This window comes from Nocardioides ungokensis (assembly GCF_013466985.1).
GTDB lineage: Bacteria > Actinomycetota > Actinomycetes > Propionibacteriales > Nocardioidaceae > Nocardioides > Nocardioides ungokensis.
In genome coordinates this window covers 159,672-174,921 of the sequence record NZ_CP059164.1, presented here as the reverse complement: position 1 = coordinate 174,921, position 15,250 = coordinate 159,672, and the positions used below count along the sequence as shown (strand labels likewise).

General features: G+C 72.9%; 13 protein-coding genes and 3 pseudogenes. 3 read left to right on the top strand and 13 right to left on the bottom strand.

The window, feature by feature from the left end:
* Positions 1-40: 40 nt before the first annotated feature.
* From H0S67_RS00835 to paaA, 7 genes and pseudogenes are all read right to left on the bottom strand, one after another.
* A complete protein-coding gene (locus tag H0S67_RS00835; RefSeq protein ID WP_180935049.1) occupies positions 41-793 on the bottom strand; it encodes an enoyl-CoA hydratase/isomerase family protein in 753 nt (250 codons plus the stop codon).
* Positions 794-836: 43 nt separating this feature from the next.
* A complete protein-coding gene (gene paaE / locus H0S67_RS00830) occupies positions 837-1,925 on the bottom strand; it encodes a 1,2-phenylacetyl-CoA epoxidase subunit PaaE (RefSeq protein WP_180935048.1) in 1,089 nt (362 codons plus the stop codon).
* Entirely contained in the window at positions 1,925-2,254 is a 330-nt protein-coding gene (gene paaD / locus H0S67_RS27700) for a 1,2-phenylacetyl-CoA epoxidase subunit PaaD (RefSeq protein WP_246355018.1), read from the bottom strand. Before paaD ends, paaE begins: the two co-directional genes overlap by 1 nt.
* A 335-nt stretch (positions 2,255-2,589) precedes the next feature.
* Positions 2,590-2,985 (bottom strand): annotated as a pseudogene (locus tag H0S67_RS27695) (1,2-phenylacetyl-CoA epoxidase subunit PaaC); the annotation flags it as partial.
* 172 nt (positions 2,986-3,157) lie between these two features.
* Positions 3,158-3,232, bottom strand: a pseudogene (locus tag H0S67_RS27690) (Phenylacetic acid catabolic protein); the annotation flags it as partial.
* Positions 3,233-3,446: 214 nt separating this feature from the next.
* On the bottom strand, positions 3,447-3,743 hold the full coding sequence (gene paaB, locus H0S67_RS00815) for a 1,2-phenylacetyl-CoA epoxidase subunit PaaB (RefSeq protein ID WP_180935047.1): 297 nt from the start codon (positions 3,741-3,743) through the stop codon (positions 3,447-3,449).
* Positions 3,740-4,729 carry a 1,2-phenylacetyl-CoA epoxidase subunit PaaA gene (gene paaA, locus H0S67_RS00810; protein ID WP_180935046.1) on the bottom strand — a complete coding sequence of 330 codons (990 nt, stop codon included), beginning with the start codon at positions 4,727-4,729 and terminating at the stop codon, positions 3,740-3,742. Before paaA ends, paaB begins: the two co-directional genes overlap by 4 nt.
* Positions 4,730-4,838: 109 nt before the next feature.
* Here paaA and paaZ point away from each other — a divergent pair, with 109 nt between their 5' ends.
* Positions 4,839-6,881 (top strand): phenylacetic acid degradation bifunctional protein PaaZ, encoded by a 2,043-nt coding sequence (paaZ, locus tag H0S67_RS00805; RefSeq protein WP_180935045.1) that lies wholly within the window; start codon positions 4,839-4,841, stop codon positions 6,879-6,881.
* An 80-nt stretch (positions 6,882-6,961) separates the two neighbouring features.
* Here paaZ and paaK read toward each other — a convergent pair whose 3' ends face one another.
* The 4 genes and pseudogenes from paaK to pdhA form a co-directional block, all read right to left on the bottom strand.
* Positions 6,962-8,269 carry a phenylacetate--CoA ligase PaaK gene (gene paaK, locus H0S67_RS00800; protein WP_180935044.1) on the bottom strand — a complete coding sequence of 436 codons (1,308 nt, stop codon included), beginning with the start codon at positions 8,267-8,269 and terminating at the stop codon, positions 6,962-6,964.
* Between the two features lie 160 nt (positions 8,270-8,429).
* Complete coding sequence (locus H0S67_RS00795) at positions 8,430-9,824, bottom strand: dihydrolipoamide acetyltransferase family protein (RefSeq protein ID WP_246355017.1); 1,395 nt, start codon at positions 9,822-9,824, stop codon at positions 8,430-8,432.
* A complete protein-coding gene (locus H0S67_RS00790) occupies positions 9,824-10,810 on the bottom strand; it encodes an alpha-ketoacid dehydrogenase subunit beta (protein ID WP_180935043.1) in 987 nt (328 codons plus the stop codon). The genes H0S67_RS00795 and H0S67_RS00790 overlap by 1 nt, the downstream gene beginning before the upstream one ends.
* Positions 10,807-11,918: pseudogene (pdhA, locus tag H0S67_RS00785) on the bottom strand (pyruvate dehydrogenase (acetyl-transferring) E1 component subunit alpha). The gene H0S67_RS00790 and the pseudogene pdhA overlap by 4 nt, the downstream one beginning before the upstream one ends.
* A 131-nt stretch (positions 11,919-12,049) precedes the next feature.
* On the opposite strand from pdhA, the gene H0S67_RS00780 reads away from it, so the two are divergent.
* On the top strand, positions 12,050-12,517 hold the full coding sequence (locus H0S67_RS00780; RefSeq protein WP_180935042.1) for an Lrp/AsnC family transcriptional regulator: 468 nt from the start codon (positions 12,050-12,052) through the stop codon (positions 12,515-12,517).
* 12 nt (positions 12,518-12,529) lie between these two features.
* Here H0S67_RS00780 and H0S67_RS00775 read toward each other — a convergent pair whose 3' ends face one another.
* Together H0S67_RS00775 and H0S67_RS00770 are read right to left on the bottom strand one after the other, a co-directional pair.
* Entirely contained in the window at positions 12,530-12,919 is a 390-nt protein-coding gene (locus tag H0S67_RS00775) for a hypothetical protein (protein WP_180935041.1), read from the bottom strand.
* Positions 12,920-13,048: 129 nt separating this feature from the next.
* Entirely contained in the window at positions 13,049-14,269 is a 1,221-nt protein-coding gene (locus H0S67_RS00770) for an MFS transporter (RefSeq protein ID WP_180935040.1), read from the bottom strand.
* A 63-nt stretch (positions 14,270-14,332) separates the two neighbouring features.
* Here H0S67_RS00770 and H0S67_RS00765 point away from each other — a divergent pair, with 63 nt between their 5' ends.
* Positions 14,333-15,250, top strand: coding sequence for a LysR family transcriptional regulator (locus tag H0S67_RS00765; protein WP_180935039.1), 918 nt, complete (start codon positions 14,333-14,335; stop codon positions 15,248-15,250).

The following is a 15,250-nucleotide window of genomic DNA, read 5'->3' as shown; positions in this document are numbered from 1 at the left end:
CGGCCTCCGCCGTACACCCCGACGGTCTCGGGCAGGCTGCTCATCGGTTCTCCTCCCGGGGCTTCCTGCGGTCCAGGAACGCCGTCATCCGCTGCTGCTTGTCCTCGGTCTCGAAGAGCACCGCCTGCGCCACGTCGTCCAGCAACGGGTGCGCCTCGCGCGGGGCGTGGAAGACCGCTTTGGTGAGCCGGACCGCCAGCGGGGCCTGCCCGGTGATCCGGTCGGCGAGGCGGTGCCCGGCCGCGAGCAGCTCGTCGGGCTCGACCACCTCGGTGAGCAGGTGCACGCCCAGCGCCTCGGTGGCGTCGAGGATCCGCCCCGCCAGCAGCACCTCCTTGGCGACCGGCTCGCCGACGAGCTCGGCCAGCCGCCACGAGGCGCCGGCGGCCGCCAGGATGCCCAGGCCGGGCTCGGGGTTGCCGATCCGGGTGCGCGGCGTGCCGATCCGGAAGTCGCAGGCGTACGCCAGCTCCGCGCCGCCGCCCAGCGCGTAGCCGTCCAGCAGCCCGATCGTCGGCATCGGCAGCCGCCGGATCCGGTCGAAGATCGAGGAGTTGATGCCGCGCAGGGCGTCCTCGCGGCGGCGCTCGCGCAGCTGGGCGATGTCGGCCCCGGCCGCGAACGTCCCACCCTCGCCGAGCAGCAGCGCCACCCGGGGCCGCTCCTCCAGCAGGGCACAGGCCTCGTGGAGCTCGGTGACCGTCTGCTGGTCGATGGCGTTGCGGACCTCGGGGCGGTTCAGCCGCAGGACCACACGGTCCTCGGCCTCCTCGACGACGACGGCACGGCTCATGGGACTCCCTAGCGGTGGGGCTCGGTGACGGGTGCTCGGCGGATCAGGCGTCGAAGTCGACCGTGACGCAGTCGCTGACCGGGTAGCTCTGGCAGGTGAGCACGAAGCCGGCGTCGACCTCGGCCTTCTCCAGCGCGTAGTTGCGCCGCATGTCGACCTCGCCGTCGCGGACCAGCGCCCGGCAGGTCCCGCAGACGCCGCCCTTGCAGGCGAAGGGCAGGTCGGTCCGCGCCACCTGGGCGGCATCGAGGATCGTCTGGTCACGCGGCATCGGGGCCGTCGCCGAGAGGCCGTCGAGCACGACGGTCACGTCGCTGGTCTCGCCGGTGACGACCGGACCCGCGCGGTGCAGCTCCGGCGGCGGCTCGTCGACGTAGAACAGCTCGAAGTGCACCCGCTCGGCCGGCACCCCCAGCTCCTCCAGCACCTCGCGTGCGTCGTTGATCATGGCGAACGGCCCGCAGAGCCACACGTGGTCGATCGACCCGACCGGCACCAGCGCGCCGAGCAGCCGGCGCAGCCGCTCGGCGTCGAGCCGCCCGGAGAACAGCTCGACGTCGCGCGGCTCCCGGGAGAGCACGTGCACGACCTGGAAGCGCGGGCCGTGGAGGTTCTTGAGGTCGCCGATCTCCTCGGCGAACATCACCGAGCCGCTGGTCCGGTTGCCGTAGAGCAGCGTCACGTCGGCGTCCGGGTTGGTCAGCACCGTGCTCGCGATGGAGAGCATCGGCGTGATCCCCGAGCCCGCCGCGATGCACAGGTGCCGGCCACCCGCGGCCGGGTCGGCGCGGAAGCTGCCGGTCGGGGTCTGCACCTCGATCTCGGTGCCGGGCGTGACCTCGTTGACGAGCCAGCGGGAGAAGAGCCCCTCGGGGATCTCGCGTACGCCGATCCGCGGGCGCGACCCGGCCGGCGCGCAGATGGAGTAGGACCGCCGGTGCTCCTGGCCCTCGAGGGTGCGGCGCAGGGTGAGCGACTGGCCGGCCTCGAACGCGAAGGCGTCGGCCAGCTCGGCCGGCACGTCGAAGGTGACCGCGACCGCGTCGTCGGTGAGCCGCTCGACGGCGGCGACGGTGAGGGTGTGGAACACCGGCGCGGTCCGGCTGCTCACGCGCTGGGCAGTCAACGTCATCAGATCTCCTTGACGTGCTCGAAGGGCTCGAGGCAGTCGGTGCAGCGGTAGAGGGCCTTGCAGGCGGTGGCGCCGAACTCCGAGGTCAGCTCGACTGCGGCCGACCCGCACCGCGGGCAGGTGAGCGAGCGGCGGGTGGGCAGCAGGTCGAGGGCGATCGGGCCGTCGTGCCGCGGGGCGGGCCCCGGGGCCGAGAGCCCGGCCTCGGCCAGCGCCTGCCGGCCGCGCTCGGTGATCCAGTCGCTGGACCACGCCGGCGACAGCTCGACCTTGACCCGGACCTCGTCGAAGCCGGCGTCGGTGAGCCGGTGCACCAGGTCGTCGCGCATGGTGGCCATCGCCGGGCAGCCGGAGTAGGTCGGGGTGATCGCGACGACGACCTCCCCTCGCCGGCCACGTCGACCTCGCGCAGGACGCCGAGGTCCTCCAGGGTCAGCATCGGCATCTCGGGGTCGGTGACGGTGCGCGCCACGGCGTACGCCCGCTCGCGCAGGGCCTCGCGGTCCAGCACGCCGGCGTCCAGCAGCGGCGGCGTGCTCACCACTGCCCCCTCGGGTGCGCCCGGGCCACCACCTGCATCTCGGCGAGCATCAGGCTCAGCGCCTCGTGTGTGCAGGCCGTCGCGGCCGGTGCGGCCCTGCACCCCCGCCAGCGGTGCCCGGTCGGGACGGTCGACGCCGCTCATCGCGAAGACCTGCTCGAGCACCACGTCGACCTCGGCCGCCGTGGTCGCGGGGTCCACCCCGACGCCGGCAGCGGCGACGGCCTGCTCGACGGGGTGGGTGGCGAAGAGCTCGGCGTACAGCGGCCAGATCTCGTCCAGTGCGGAGAGCAGCCGGCGGCGCGACTCGTCGGTGCCCTGGGCCAGGGTGAGGAACCAGCGGCCGGCGTAGTCGCGGTGGTAGGCCAGCTCCTTGACGCCCTTGGCGGCGACCGCGGCGAGCACGGTGTCGCGGCTGGTGGCGAGCCGCTGGAAGAGGGCGAGGCGCGCGCAGGAGAGCACGAGCAGCCGCGCGATCGTGTGCGCGAAGTCCCCGTTGTCGACCTCGGTCAGCCGCACGTTGCGGAAGTCGCCGGCCTCGCGGAAGAACGCCAGTGCGTCCTCCGGCGGCACTGGGGAGCCCTCGGGCAGGGCGGGGACGACGGAGGGGTCGGCCGCGGCGGCGCGGGCGGGCGAGCAGCAGCCGGGCCTGGCCGAGCAGGTCGAGCGCGACGTTGGCCAGCGCGATGTCCTCCTCCAGGTCAGGGGCGCGGCTGCACCACTCCGAGAGCCGGTGGGAGGCGACCAGGGCGTCGTCGGCCAGCATCAGGCAGTACGTCGCCAGGGCGCCGGGGTCGACGCCGTCCGGGATGGTGGTGTCGACACCGGCCAGCGGGTCCTCGAAGTCGGTGCCGAAGGCCCACTGCGAGGAGTCGCTGCCGAGCAGCCCGTCGAAGATGCTGCCGTGGGCGTCGTTCGGGTCCGGGGCGGGTGCGACGGCGCGTGGGCGGGGTCGGTGGGGTTGGTCATCGGGCCCGGCCTCACATGTGGGGGACGTTGTCGGGGATCGAGTAGAACGTCGGGTGCCGGTAGACCTTGTCGCCGCTGGGGGCGAACATCGGGTCCTTCTCGTCCGGGCTGGACGCGGTGATCGCGTCGGAGCGGACCACCCAGATGCTCACGCCCTCGTTGCGGCGGGTGTAGACGTCGCGGGCGTGCCGGACCGCCATGTCGTCGTCGGCGGCGTGCAGCGAGCCGACGTGGACGTGGTTGAGGCCGCGCTTGCCGCGCACGAACACCTCGTACAGCGGCCACTCGGCGCTGGTCTGCTCAGTCACTTCGTCTCCTCGCGGGTGGTGTCGGCGTGCCCGTCGCGGCTTCGCGCGGCGAAGGCCATCGCGGCCTCGCGCACCCACGCGCCGTCCTCGTGGGCGGCCCGGCGGTGTGCGATCCGCTGGGCGTTGCAGGGGCCATTGCCCTTGACCACGGCCATGAACTCGTCCCAGTCGGGCTGGCCGAAGTCGTGCGCGCCGCGCTCCTCGTTCCACCGCAGCTCGGGGTCCGGGAAGGTGACGCCGAGCGCCTCGGCCTGCGGCACGGACATGTCGACGAAGCGCTGGCGCAGGTCGTCGTTGGTGTTGCGCTTGATGCCCCACGCCATGGACTGGGCGGTGTTGGGCGAGTCGGCGTCCGGCGGGCCGAACATCATCAGCGCCGGCCACCAGAAGCGGTTCACCGACTCCTGGACCATGGCGCGCTGCTCGTCGGTGCCGCGCATCATCGTCATCAGCAGCTCGTAGCCCTGTCGCTGGTGGAAGGACTCCTCCTTGCAGATCCGGATCATCGCGCGTCCGTAGGGGCCGAACGAGGTCCGGCACAGCGGCACCTGGTTGCAGATCGCGGCCCCGTCGACCAGCCAGCCGATGGTCCCCACGTCGGCGTACGACAGGGTCGGGTAGTTGAAGATCGAGGAGTACTTCTGGGCGCCGCTGATCAGCTTCTCGGTGAGCTCGCCGCGGGAGGTGCCGAGCGTCTCGCAGGCGGAGTAGAGGTAGAGCCCGTGGCCGGCCTCGTCCTGGACCTTGGCCAGCAGGATGGCCTTGCGGCGCAGCGAGGGTGCGCGGGTGATCCAGTTGCCCTCCGGCTGCATGCCGATGATCTCGGAGTGCGCGTGCTGGGCGATCTGGCGCACCAGCGTCTTCCGGTAGCCCTCCGGCATCCAGTCACGCGGCTCGATCCGGTCGTTGTGGGCGATGGTCGACTCGAAGCCGGCGAGCAGGTCGGCCTCGCGACCGTCGCCCTCGAGCGTCGTTGACGCCGTCATGGACCCTCCAGGATGGTTGCGGACGTGCCGTTACGGAAGCATTTACTGACCGAACGGTCTGTAATACTGTGGCACGGACCGACACCGCCGCGCAAGGGAGACAGCCTCGATGAGTGACCTGCTGGAGAGCTACGCCGCCGGACGGTGGTTCCGGGCGAGCGACGAGGGCGCCCCGTTGCTCGATGCGAGCACCGGCGAGGAGGTCGCCCGCATCTCCAGCAAGGGCCTCGACCTCGGCGAGATGACGTCGTACGCCCGCCGTGTCGGCGGCCCGGCGCTGCGGGCGCTGACCTTCCACGAGCGTGCCGCCCTCCTCAAGGAGCTCGGCCTGCACCTGATGGAGGACAAGGACGAGCTCTACGCGCTCTCCTACCGCACCGGCGCGACCAAGCGGGACTCGATGGTCGACATCGACGGCGGCATCGGGACGATGCTGTCCTACTCCAGCAAGGGCCGCCGCGAGCTGCCGAACGACACCGTCGTGCTGGACGGCGCCCTCGAGCCGCTGGGCCGGGCCGGCACGTTCGTCGGCCAGCACCTCTACACCTCGCGACCGGGTGTCGCGGTGCAGATCAACGCCTTCAACTTCCCCGTGTGGGGGATGCTCGAGAAGCTCGCGCCCGCGTTCCTGGCCGGCCTGCCGAGCATCGTGAAGCCGGCCAGCCAGACCGCCTACCTGACCGAGCTCGTCGTACGACGCATCATCGAGTCCGGCATCCTCCCCGAGGGCACCCTGCAGCTGCTCGCGGGCAGCGCCGGCGGGCTGCTCGACGAGCTCCAGGTCCAGGACTCGGTCGCGTTCACCGGCTCGGCCCACACCGCCGGGATGCTGCGCACCCACACCAACGTGCTGCACGGCGGGGTCCAGCTCGGCGTCGAGGCCGACTCGCTCAACTGCTCGGTCCTCGGCCCCGACGTGACCACCGACGACCCGGAGTTCGACCTCTTCGTCAAGGGCGTCGTGACCGAGATGACGGTCAAGGCCGGCCAGAAGTGCACCGCGATCCGGCGGGTGATCGTGCCCGACGCGATCGCCGACGACGTGGTCGAGGCGATCTCGGCCCGGCTGGCGAAGGTCACCGTGGGCAACCCGGCCGACGACTCGGTCCGGATGGGCGCGCTCGCCAGCCTCGAGCAGCGCGAGGAGGTGCGCAAGGCGATCCAGTCGCTGCGCAGCTCCGCCGAGATCGTGTACGGCGACCCCGACCACGTGGAGGTCGTCGACGCCGACGCCGAGCGCGGGGCGTTCCTCTCCCCCGTGCTGCTGCGCGCGCAGAAGGGCGCGGTCGAGCCGCACGACGTGGAGCCCTTCGGCCCGGTCAGCACCGTGATGACCTACGGCTCCGTCGAGGAGGCGGTCGAGCTGGCCGCCCGCGGCAAGGGCAGCCTGGTCGGCTCGGTCGTCACCCACGACCGCGACGTCGCCCGCTCGGTGATCCTCGGCCTGGCCCCGTGGCACGGCCGGATCCTGGTCCTCGACCGCGACGACGCCAAGGAGTCCACCGGGCACGGCTCCCCGCTCCCGGTCCTCGTGCACGGCGGCCCGGGCCGCGCCGGCGGTGGCGAGGAGCTCGGCGGCATGCGCGGCGTGCTCCACCACATGCAGCGCACCGCGATCCAGGGCTCGCCCGACATGCTCACCGCGATCACCGGCCGCTGGACCACCGGCTCGGAGCGCGCGGTCGGCGACGTGCACCCCTTCCGCAAGAGCCTGGCCGAGCTGGCGATCGGCGACACCATCGCGTCCGCCTCGCGCCGGGTGACGCTGGCCGACATCGAGCACTTCGCGGAGTTCACCGGCGACACGTTCTACGCCCACACCGACGAGGAGGCCGCCGCCGCGAACCCGCTCTTCGGTGGCATCGTCGCCCACGGCTATCTCGTGGTGTCGCTCGCGGCGGGTCTCTTCGTCGACCCCGACCCGGGCCCGGTGCTGGCCAACTTCGGCGTGGACAACCTGCGCTTCCTCACCCCGGTCAAGGCCGACGACACGATCTCGGTGACGCTGACGGTCAAGCAGATCACCCCGCGCACCAACGCCGACTACGGCGAGGTCCGCTGGGACGCCCTCGTCACCAACGAGGCCGGTGACCCGGTCGCGACGTACGACGTGCTGACGCTGGTCGCCAAGACCTGGCCGCAGCAGGGCTGACCCGGCCCGCGCTGCGCAACGTCATACGGATCGTGGGTCCTGGCCCACGATCCGTATGACGTCCAGCAGGACTCGGGCGGCTAGCGCTTCGGGCGCTCGTCCACGATCCGCCGCATCTTGCCGACGGACCGCTCGATGGCGTCAGGAGGTACGACGTCGACGGCGACCGAGACGCCGATCGTGCTCTTGACCATGTGCCGCAGCTGCTGGCCGGCGGCCCGGGCGGCGTCCTCGCCGACCCCGTCGCGGGACTCGACCCGCACCGCCATCTCGTCGAGCGTGCCGGAGCGGCTCAGCACGCACTGGAAGTGCGGGGAGAGGTCGGTGATCTGGAGCAGCAGCTCCTCGATCTGGGTCGGGAAGAGGTTCACCCCGCGCAGGATGATCATGTCGTCGGTGCGACCGGTGATCTTCTCCATCCGCCGCATCGTGCGCGCGGTGCCGGGCAGCAGCCGCGTCAGGTCGCGGGTGCGGTAGCGGATCACCGGCATCGCCTGCTTGGTCAGCGAGGTGAAGACCAGCTCGCCCTCCTCGCCGTCGGGCAGCACCTCGCCGGTCACCGGGTCGATGATCTCGGGGTAGAAGTGGTCCTCCCACACGTGCAGGCCGTCCTTGGTCTCCACGCACTCCTGCGCGACACCTGGGCCCATCACCTCCGAGAGCCCGTAGACGTCGACGGCGTCGATGCCGAGCACGTCCTCCATCTCGCGGCGCATCTCGTTGGTCCACGGCTCGGCGCCGAAGATCCCGATCTCGAGCGAGGTGGAGCGCGGGTCGATGCCCTGGCGGCGCATCTCGTCGACGATCGCGAGCATGTACGACGGGGTCACCATGATGATCCGCGGACCGAAGTCGGCGATCAGCCGGACCTGCCGCTCGGTCATCCCGCCCGACACCGGCACCACCGTGCAGCCGAGCTTCTCCGCGCCGGCGTGGGCCCCGAGCCCACCCGTGAACAGCCCGTAGCCGTAGGCGTTGTGCAGGATGTCGCCCGGCCGGCCGCCGGCCGCCCGGATCGAGCGCGCCATCACGGTCGCCCAGGTGTCCAGGTCCTCGGCGGTGTAGCCGACCACGGTCGGCTGGCCCGTCGTACCGGACGAGGCGTGGATGCGCGAGACCTGCTCGCGCGGCACCGCGAACATGCCGAACGGGTAGTTGGCGCGCAGGTCGGCCTTCGAGGTGAACGGAAGCTTCGCGAGGTCGGCCAGCTCGCGCACGTCGTCGGGGTGCACGCCGGCGGAGTCGAACGCCGCCCGGTAGTGCGGCACGTTGTCGTAGGCGTGCCGCACCGTCCACCGCAGCCGATCCAGCTGCAGGGCGCGCAGCTCGTCCACCGACGCGGTCTCGATCGGCTCCAGCTCACCGGTCACGGACACAGAACCAGCCATGGCCACCCTCACTCGCGCTTTACTGACCTTTCGGTCAGTAAAGCAGACGTGTGACGGGCAGCACCAGACCGGGTGTTGAGTTGGGCCTGCTTCCGGCTTCACTTGGGCCTCGTTCCGGAAAGAAGCCCAACTCATCTCCGAATGAGGCCCAACTCAACGCTCAGAGCCGGGCGATCGCCGAGGCGGGGTCCTCGATCGCGTCGGCCACGCTGCGCATGAAGCCCGCGGCGGTCCCGCCGTCGCAGACCCGGTGGTCGAAGACGAAGGACATCTGGGTGATCTTGCGGACGCAGAGCTCGCCGTCGACGACCCACGGGCGGTCGATGATCCGACCCAGGCCCAGGATCGCGACCTGCGGGTGGTTGATGATCGCCGCGCTGCCGTCGACGTTGAAGCTGCCGTAGTTGTTCAGCGTGAACGTCCCGGCAGTCAGCTCCTCGGTCGTCGCGCGGCCCTCACGCGCCCGGGCGGTCAGGTCGCGGATCGCCGCGTCGAGCCCGGCGGTGGTCATCCGCTCGGCACCGAGCACGGCGGGTACGACGAGCCCCCGGTCGGTCTGCACGGCCAGCCCGAGGTTCACCGCGTCGAACGCGACGATCTCCTGGCGCTCGGTGTCCAGCCGGGCGTTGAGCACGGGGTGCTCCCGCAGGCCGGCCACCACGAAGCGGGCGATGTAGGACATCAGCCCCGGGCCCGGGTCGGCCGCGGTGCGGGTGCTCTCGCGGAGCTCCCACAGCGCCGTCGCGTCGACGTCGACCCACACGGTCGCCTCGGGGATCTCGGCGCGGCTGCGGGAGAGCGCCTCGGAGACGGTGCGGCGGAAGCCGTTGAGCGGGATCCGCCGCTCGCCGGCCACCGGTGCGGCCGGCGGAACCGGCGCAGACGCGGTTGCCGGCGCCTCCCGCTCCGGTGTCCCCTGCACCGGCGCCGCCTCGGCGATGGCCCCCTCGACATCGGCGCGGACGATCAGGCCACCGAGCCCGGTGCCCTCCAGCGAGTGCAGGTCGACGTCGTGGTCGTGGGCGAGCCGCCGGACCAGGGGTGAGATCACCCGCGGCACCCGCGTGGTCGTGGAGCGAGCGGTCGAGATCGGCGCGGGGCCGACCACCGGCTCGACCACGGGAGCGGCCGGACTCGCGCCCCGCGGCCGCCGGCGACGCCCGGTGCCCGACCCGCCCGGCGTGCCGTAGCCGATGAGGACGTTGCCGGAGCCCGCCTTCTCCTCCTCGCGGTAGGCCTCCCCGTCGACCGATGCCGCATCGGCCGACACATCGGCCGTCGCCGCATCCGTGGACGCGGCGACCGCCGCGGCCACGGTGATCAGCGGCTTGCCCACGTCGAGGGTCTGCCCCTCGCCGGCGTGCAGGGTGGCGACCCGGCCGGCGTACGGCGAGGGCACCTCGACGATCGACTTGGCCGTCTCGACCTCGACGACCGCCTGGTCCACGACCACCTGGTCACCCTCGGCGACCAGCCAGCGCACGATCTCGGCCTCGGTCAGCCCCTCGCCCAGGTCGGGCAGGAGGAAGGTCCGCCCGGAAATGTGCTCAGACATCAGGACAGCTCCCACTGCAGGTCGTCGACGGCGTCGAGGATGCGGTCCACGCCCGGCAGCTGGAAGTGCTCCAGCTTCGGCGGCGGGAAGGGGATGTCGAAGCCCGCGACCCGGCGTACCGGCGCGGCCAGCGAGTGGAAGCAGCGCTCGGTGACCCGGGCGACGATCTCGGAGGAGACCGACGCGAAGCCGGTGGCCTCGGCGACGACCACGGCGCGGCCCGTGGACCGGACCGCCTCGCAGACGGTCTCGTCGTCGAAGGGCACGATCGAGCGCAGGTCCACGACCTGGAGCGAGCGGCCCTCGGCGGCGGCGACCTCGGCGGCCTCGAGGGCGACCGGGACCGAGGGCCCGTAGGCGATCAGGGTGGCGTCGGTGCCCTCGCGCACGATCGCCGCGGTGCCGATGCCCGGCGCCGGCGAGGACAGGTCGACCTCGTCCTTGGCCCAGTAGAGCTTCTTGGGCTCGAGGAACACGACCGGGTCGGGCGAGGCGATCGCGGCGCGCAGCAGCGCGTAGGCGTCGGACGGGTTCGCGGGCGCCACGACGTGCAGGCCCGGCGTGTGGGCGTAGTAGGACTCCGAGGAGTCGCAGTGGTGCTCGACCCCGCCGATGCCGCCGGCGTAGGGCACCCGGATCACCATCGGGACGGCGACCTTGCCGCGGGTGCGGTTCCGCATCTTGGCGACGTGGCTGACGATCTGCTCGAACGCCGGGTAGGCGAACGCATCGAACTGCATCTCGACGACCGGACGCATGCCGTTCATCGCCAGGCCGATCGCGAACCCGACGATGCCGGACTCGGCCAGCGGGGTGTCGAAGCAGCGCCCCTCGCCGAACTCCGCGGTGAGCCCGTCGGTGATCCGGAAGACGCCGCCCAGCGGCCCGACGTCCTCGCCGAACATCAGCACGGTCGGGTCCTCGGCCATGGCGTCGCGCAGCGCGCGGTTGAGCGCCTGCGCCATGGTCAGCTTCTCGTGGGTCATCGGACATCCCCCTCGGCGGGCACGGTCTCGCGGCTCAGCTCGTCCCGCACCTGGGCGGCCTGCTCGCGCAGCTGCGGCGTCGGCTCGGCGTACACGTGGCGGAACAGGTCCTCCGGGTCGGGCTCGACGTCGAGGTTGAGCCCCTCGCGGGTGTGCGCCGCGAGCCGCTCGGCGTCCTCGGCGTACGACGCGACCGCGGTGTCGTCGAGCAGCCCGTGCTCGCGCAGGTAGGCCTCGAGGCGGGTGATCGGGTCGCGCTCGACCCAGGCGGCCACCTCCGCGTTCTGGCGGTAGCGGGTCGCGTCGTCGGCGTTGGTGTGGGCCTGCATCCGGTAGGTGTGTGCCTCGACCAGCTGCGGACCCTCCCCCGCGCGTGCCCGGGAGACGGCGTCGCCGAGCACCGCGAGCAGGGCGGCGGCGTCGTTGCCGTCCACACGCTCGCCGCGCACGCCGTACCCGACGCCCTTGTGGGCCAGCGACGGCGCCACGGACTGGGGGCCAGCGGCACCGAGATGGCGTACTCGTTGTTCTGCACGAAGAAGACGACCGGGGCGTTGAAGACGGCGGCGAAGTTCATCGCCTCGTGGAAGTCGCCCTCGCTGGTGGCGCCGTCACCACACATCGCCATCACGACGGTGTCCTCGCCCTTGAGCCGGGCCGCGTGCGCGACGCCGACCGCGTGCAGCAGCTGGGTCGCCAGCGGCGTGGCCTGCGGGGCGACGCGGTGCTCGTAGGGGTCGTAGCCGGAGTGCCAGTCGCCCTTGAGCAGCACCAGCACCTCGACCGGGTCCACGCCGCGGGTTACCGAGGCGACCGTGTCGCGGTAGGTCGGGAACAGCCAGTCCCCCTCCCCGAGCACCTGCGCGGCCGCGACCTGGCAGGCCTCCTGGCCGTGCGAGGACGGGTAGACCGCGAGCCGGCCCTGGCGGACCAGCGCGTAGCACTGGTCGTTGAGGCGGCGGCCGGCGACGAGCGCGGCGTACGCACGGACCAAGGCGTCGCCCGGCGGCAGGTCGTACGCCGTGTCCCCGGCGACGCGTCGTCCCTGCGGGTCGATGAGGCCGACCGGTTCGGGTGACGGGAGGAGGAGATCCGGGTCACGTGTCATGGGTCGATCGTCGTGGAGTGGCCATTCGCTTTCCACTCGCGGCGAAAATCCGAGAAGATGAAGCCCCGAAGCCGGCCTTCGGGAGCCGAACGTCCAGACCCAGCCGCCCCGACCGAGGGAGTTCGAGACACGTGGCCACCGCCCTCGACGCCACCGACCACCGCATCCTCGCCGCCCTGCACGAGGACGGCCGGATGTCGATGCGCACCCTCGCCCAGCGCCTGCACATCTCCCGGGCGAACGCCTACGCGCGGGTCGAGCGGCTGCGGGAGTCCGGCGTGATCCGCGGGTTCCGCGCCGACATCGATCCGGTGGCCAGCGGCCTGGGCACCTCGGCGTACGTCACCCTCAACGTGCAGCAGGCCGACTGGCGCCAGGTCCGCGAGGCGCTGCGGGCGCTGCCGGGCATCGCGCACATCGGCCTGGTCGGCGGGGAGTTCGACGTGATCCTGCTGGTCCGCGCCCGGGACAACGCCGACCTGCGCCGGCTGGTGCTCGACGAGATCCAGGGGATGCCGGGCGTGGTCAACACCCGGACGCTGCTGGTCTTCGAGGAGCCCGAGCCGCTCGCCCGAGCCGAGCCGTCGACCGACGCTTGACCGGGCGCGTGCTCAGAGGCTGACCCGCGCGACGCAGACCTCGCCGGCGTGCGTGGCCCGGAACCGGAAGGAGTCGGCACCGGCGTGGTTGGCGGTGCGCCGGCTGACGCTGAACGAGCCGCTCGGCCCCCTGGTGGTGGAGCTGCCCCGGGCGGCGACGTCGCCGTCGTGCCTCAGCACCCAGTGCCAGGTCTGGCCGTTGTGGTTGCTGTCGATCTCGGACTCGACCTCGATCCGGCCGTTGTCGGGCTTGGCCTTGATCTTCCAGTCCGTGCTCCCGGAGCAGGAGCCGCGCCGGGTCACGTCGTTCCCGCCGCCCGAGGCGTGGGCGGCGCCGACCCCCGCGACGGGGACGGCGAGGGCGATCAGCACGGCGACGGCGGTGCGGGCGGGTGTCTTCATCTCGGGCTCCTGGTGCTGGTTCGGTGTCCGGGACTGCCCCGGCCTCGTCTGCGCAACACTCACGCCCGGCCATGTGCTGGAGGTGAGCCCGCGATGAGAGCCCTCTCATCCGACAAGTCGTGCGAACCGTCAGGCCCGGCGGCGGAGGAGCGCGGTGACAGCCAGGGCACAGCAGAGCGCGAGCCCGACCAGGAGCAGGAGTGCCGCGGCGGTGGCGCCCCACCCGCCGGCGTGCCAGGCCAGCCCCACCAGCGCCCCGAAGACGCTGGAGCCCGCGTAGTAGGCGCACACGTAGGTCGCGCTGGTCAGGCCGGCGCGACGGGCGCCGACGACCGGGGCCCAGCCGCTCGCCGTGGCGTGCGCGCCGAAGAACCCGACCGTGAGCACCACCAGCCCGACCACCACCAGCGGGAGCCGGTCCGGCAGGGTGAGGGCCACCCCGGCGCCCATCAGCAGGGTCGACCCGACGAGCACGCGGGGTCGCCCGAGCCGGTCGGCGAGGCGGCCGGCCACCGCGGAGGAGACCGTCCCGGCCAGGTAGGCGAGGAACACCAGGCCCAGCACGGCGCTCGGCAGGCCGAACGGCGCCCCCGCGAGCCGGTAGGTCAGGTAGTTGTAGGTGGCGACGAAGGCCCCCATCAGCAGGAACGGCACCGCGACGAGCGCCGCCACCGCCGGGTCGGCGAGCAGCCGGCGCAGCGCCCCGCGGGACTCCGCCGGGCGCCGGGGCCGGGGCGTGGACACCGCCGGCGGGACCAGCCTCCAGAAGCCCACGGTGGCCGCGAGGGCACAGGCGGCCAGCACCGCCACCGCCCAGCGCCAGCCTGCGAGGTCGACCACGGTGGAGGTGATGACCCGGCCGCCGACGCCGCCGAGCGAGTTGCCCGCGACGTAGAGGCCCATGGCGGCGCCGAGCCCCCGAGGGTGCACCTCGGCGGCGACGTGCCCCATCGCCACCGCGACCACCGCGGCCAGCGCCACCCCCGCGAGCAGGCGCAGCGCGAGGAGCACGGCGTACGTCGGCGCCACGGCGCTGAGCGCGGTGAGGACGGTGGCGACGAGCAACCCGATCCCGATGCTGCGGACCCGGCCGACCCGCGCCGCCACGGCGGTCGCCGGCAGCACGAAGAGGGCCAGGGCGCCGGTGGCTGCGGAGACGCTGAGGCTGGCCCGCGTGGGCCCCACCCCGAACTCGCCCGAGAGCTGGGGCAGCAGCGGCTGTGTCGCGTAGAGGATCCCGAACGCCGCCAGCCCGGCCAGCCCCATCGCCGCGTTGAGACGCCGGTAGCCGGGCGCACCGGGGCGGTGCAGCCCGGTCGGCTCCTCGGTCAGCACGGCGGTGTCGGTCACCCGACCACGGTCGCACTCGGCGACCCATATCTCCAATGCATCATCCGGGGCATAATCATGCGCGTGCGTTATGAGACTGAAGGGCTGATGCGGTCCCTCGAGGAGCTGGTGACCGTGGCCCGCCTCGAGCACGTCACGGCGGCCGCCGACGAGCTGGGCGTGCCGCAGCCGACGCTGAGCCGTTCGCTGGCCCGGCTCTCCGAGACGGTCGGGGCCCCGCTGCTGCGGCGGCAGGGCCGCGGGGTGGTGCTGACCCGGCACGGCCGCCTGCTCGCCGCCGCGGCGGAGCGCGCGATCGGCGAGGTCGCGACCGCTGTCCGCGAGATCCGCGCCGAGACCGACCCGACCGGCGGGCTGGTGCGGCTGGGGTTCCAGCACGTGATGGGCACCGACCTGGTGCCGACGGCCCTCCGGGCGCTCCGCGAGGGGTGGCCGGACATCCGGGTCGAGCTGCACCAGGGCGGGGCCGATCCCCTCGTCGAGGCGGTGTCCTCCGGGGAGAGCGACCTCGCGCTGGTGGCCACCGTCCTGGGCGACCTGCGCCCGGGGCTGGTCGGTCGGGTGCTCGGCGTCCAGGAGCTCGTGCTGCTCGTGCCCCGCGGCCACGCCCTCGCCGGGGGACGCCGGGTCGAGCTGGCCCGGATCGGCGGGGAGCCGTTCGTGGCGATGGCTCCGGGGTTCGGGATGCGCACGATCACCGACCGGCTCCTGGTGGACGCGGGGTTGCGGGTGCGACCGACGTACGAGTGCGAGGACCTCGCCACCGTCGGCGGGCTCGTCGCCGCGGGCCTGGGTGTCGGGCTCGCCCCGGTCGGGACCGGTCACCCGGGCACCGTCGAGGTCACGCTGACGACCGGCGACGGCGTACCGACCCGGACCGTGCAGCTGCTGTGGAGCGAGAGCTCGATCAGCTCACCGCCGGTGGCGACCCTGCGCGACGTCCTGGTCGAGACCGTCCCCACCCTGCTCGGCCAGGTCTGA

Excerpts from the sequence above, each read along its gene's own strand:
- H0S67_RS00835 (WP_180935049.1), bottom strand. The coding sequence starts at position 793 with ATGAGCCGTGCCGTCGTCGTCGAGGAGGCCGAGGACCGTGTGGTCCTG.
- paaE (WP_180935048.1), bottom strand. The coding sequence starts at position 1,925 with ATGACGTTGACTGCCCAGCGCGTGAGCAGCCGGACCGCGCCGGTGTTC.
- paaD (WP_246355018.1), bottom strand. The coding sequence starts at position 2,254 with ATGCGCGACGACCTGGTGCACCGGCTCACCGACGCCGGCTTCGACGAG.
- paaA (WP_180935046.1), bottom strand. The coding sequence starts at position 4,729 with ATGACGGCGTCAACGACGCTCGAGGGCGACGGTCGCGAGGCCGACCTG.
- paaZ (WP_180935045.1), top strand. The coding sequence starts at position 4,839 with ATGAGTGACCTGCTGGAGAGCTACGCCGCCGGACGGTGGTTCCGGGCG.
- paaK (WP_180935044.1), bottom strand. The coding sequence starts at position 8,269 with ATGGCTGGTTCTGTGTCCGTGACCGGTGAGCTGGAGCCGATCGAGACC.
- H0S67_RS00795 (WP_246355017.1), bottom strand. The coding sequence starts at position 9,824 with ATGTCTGAGCACATTTCCGGGCGGACCTTCCTCCTGCCCGACCTGGGC.
- H0S67_RS00790 (WP_180935043.1), bottom strand. The coding sequence starts at position 10,810 with ATGACCCACGAGAAGCTGACCATGGCGCAGGCGCTCAACCGCGCGCTG.
- H0S67_RS00775 (WP_180935041.1), bottom strand. The coding sequence starts at position 12,919 with ATGAAGACACCCGCCCGCACCGCCGTCGCCGTGCTGATCGCCCTCGCC.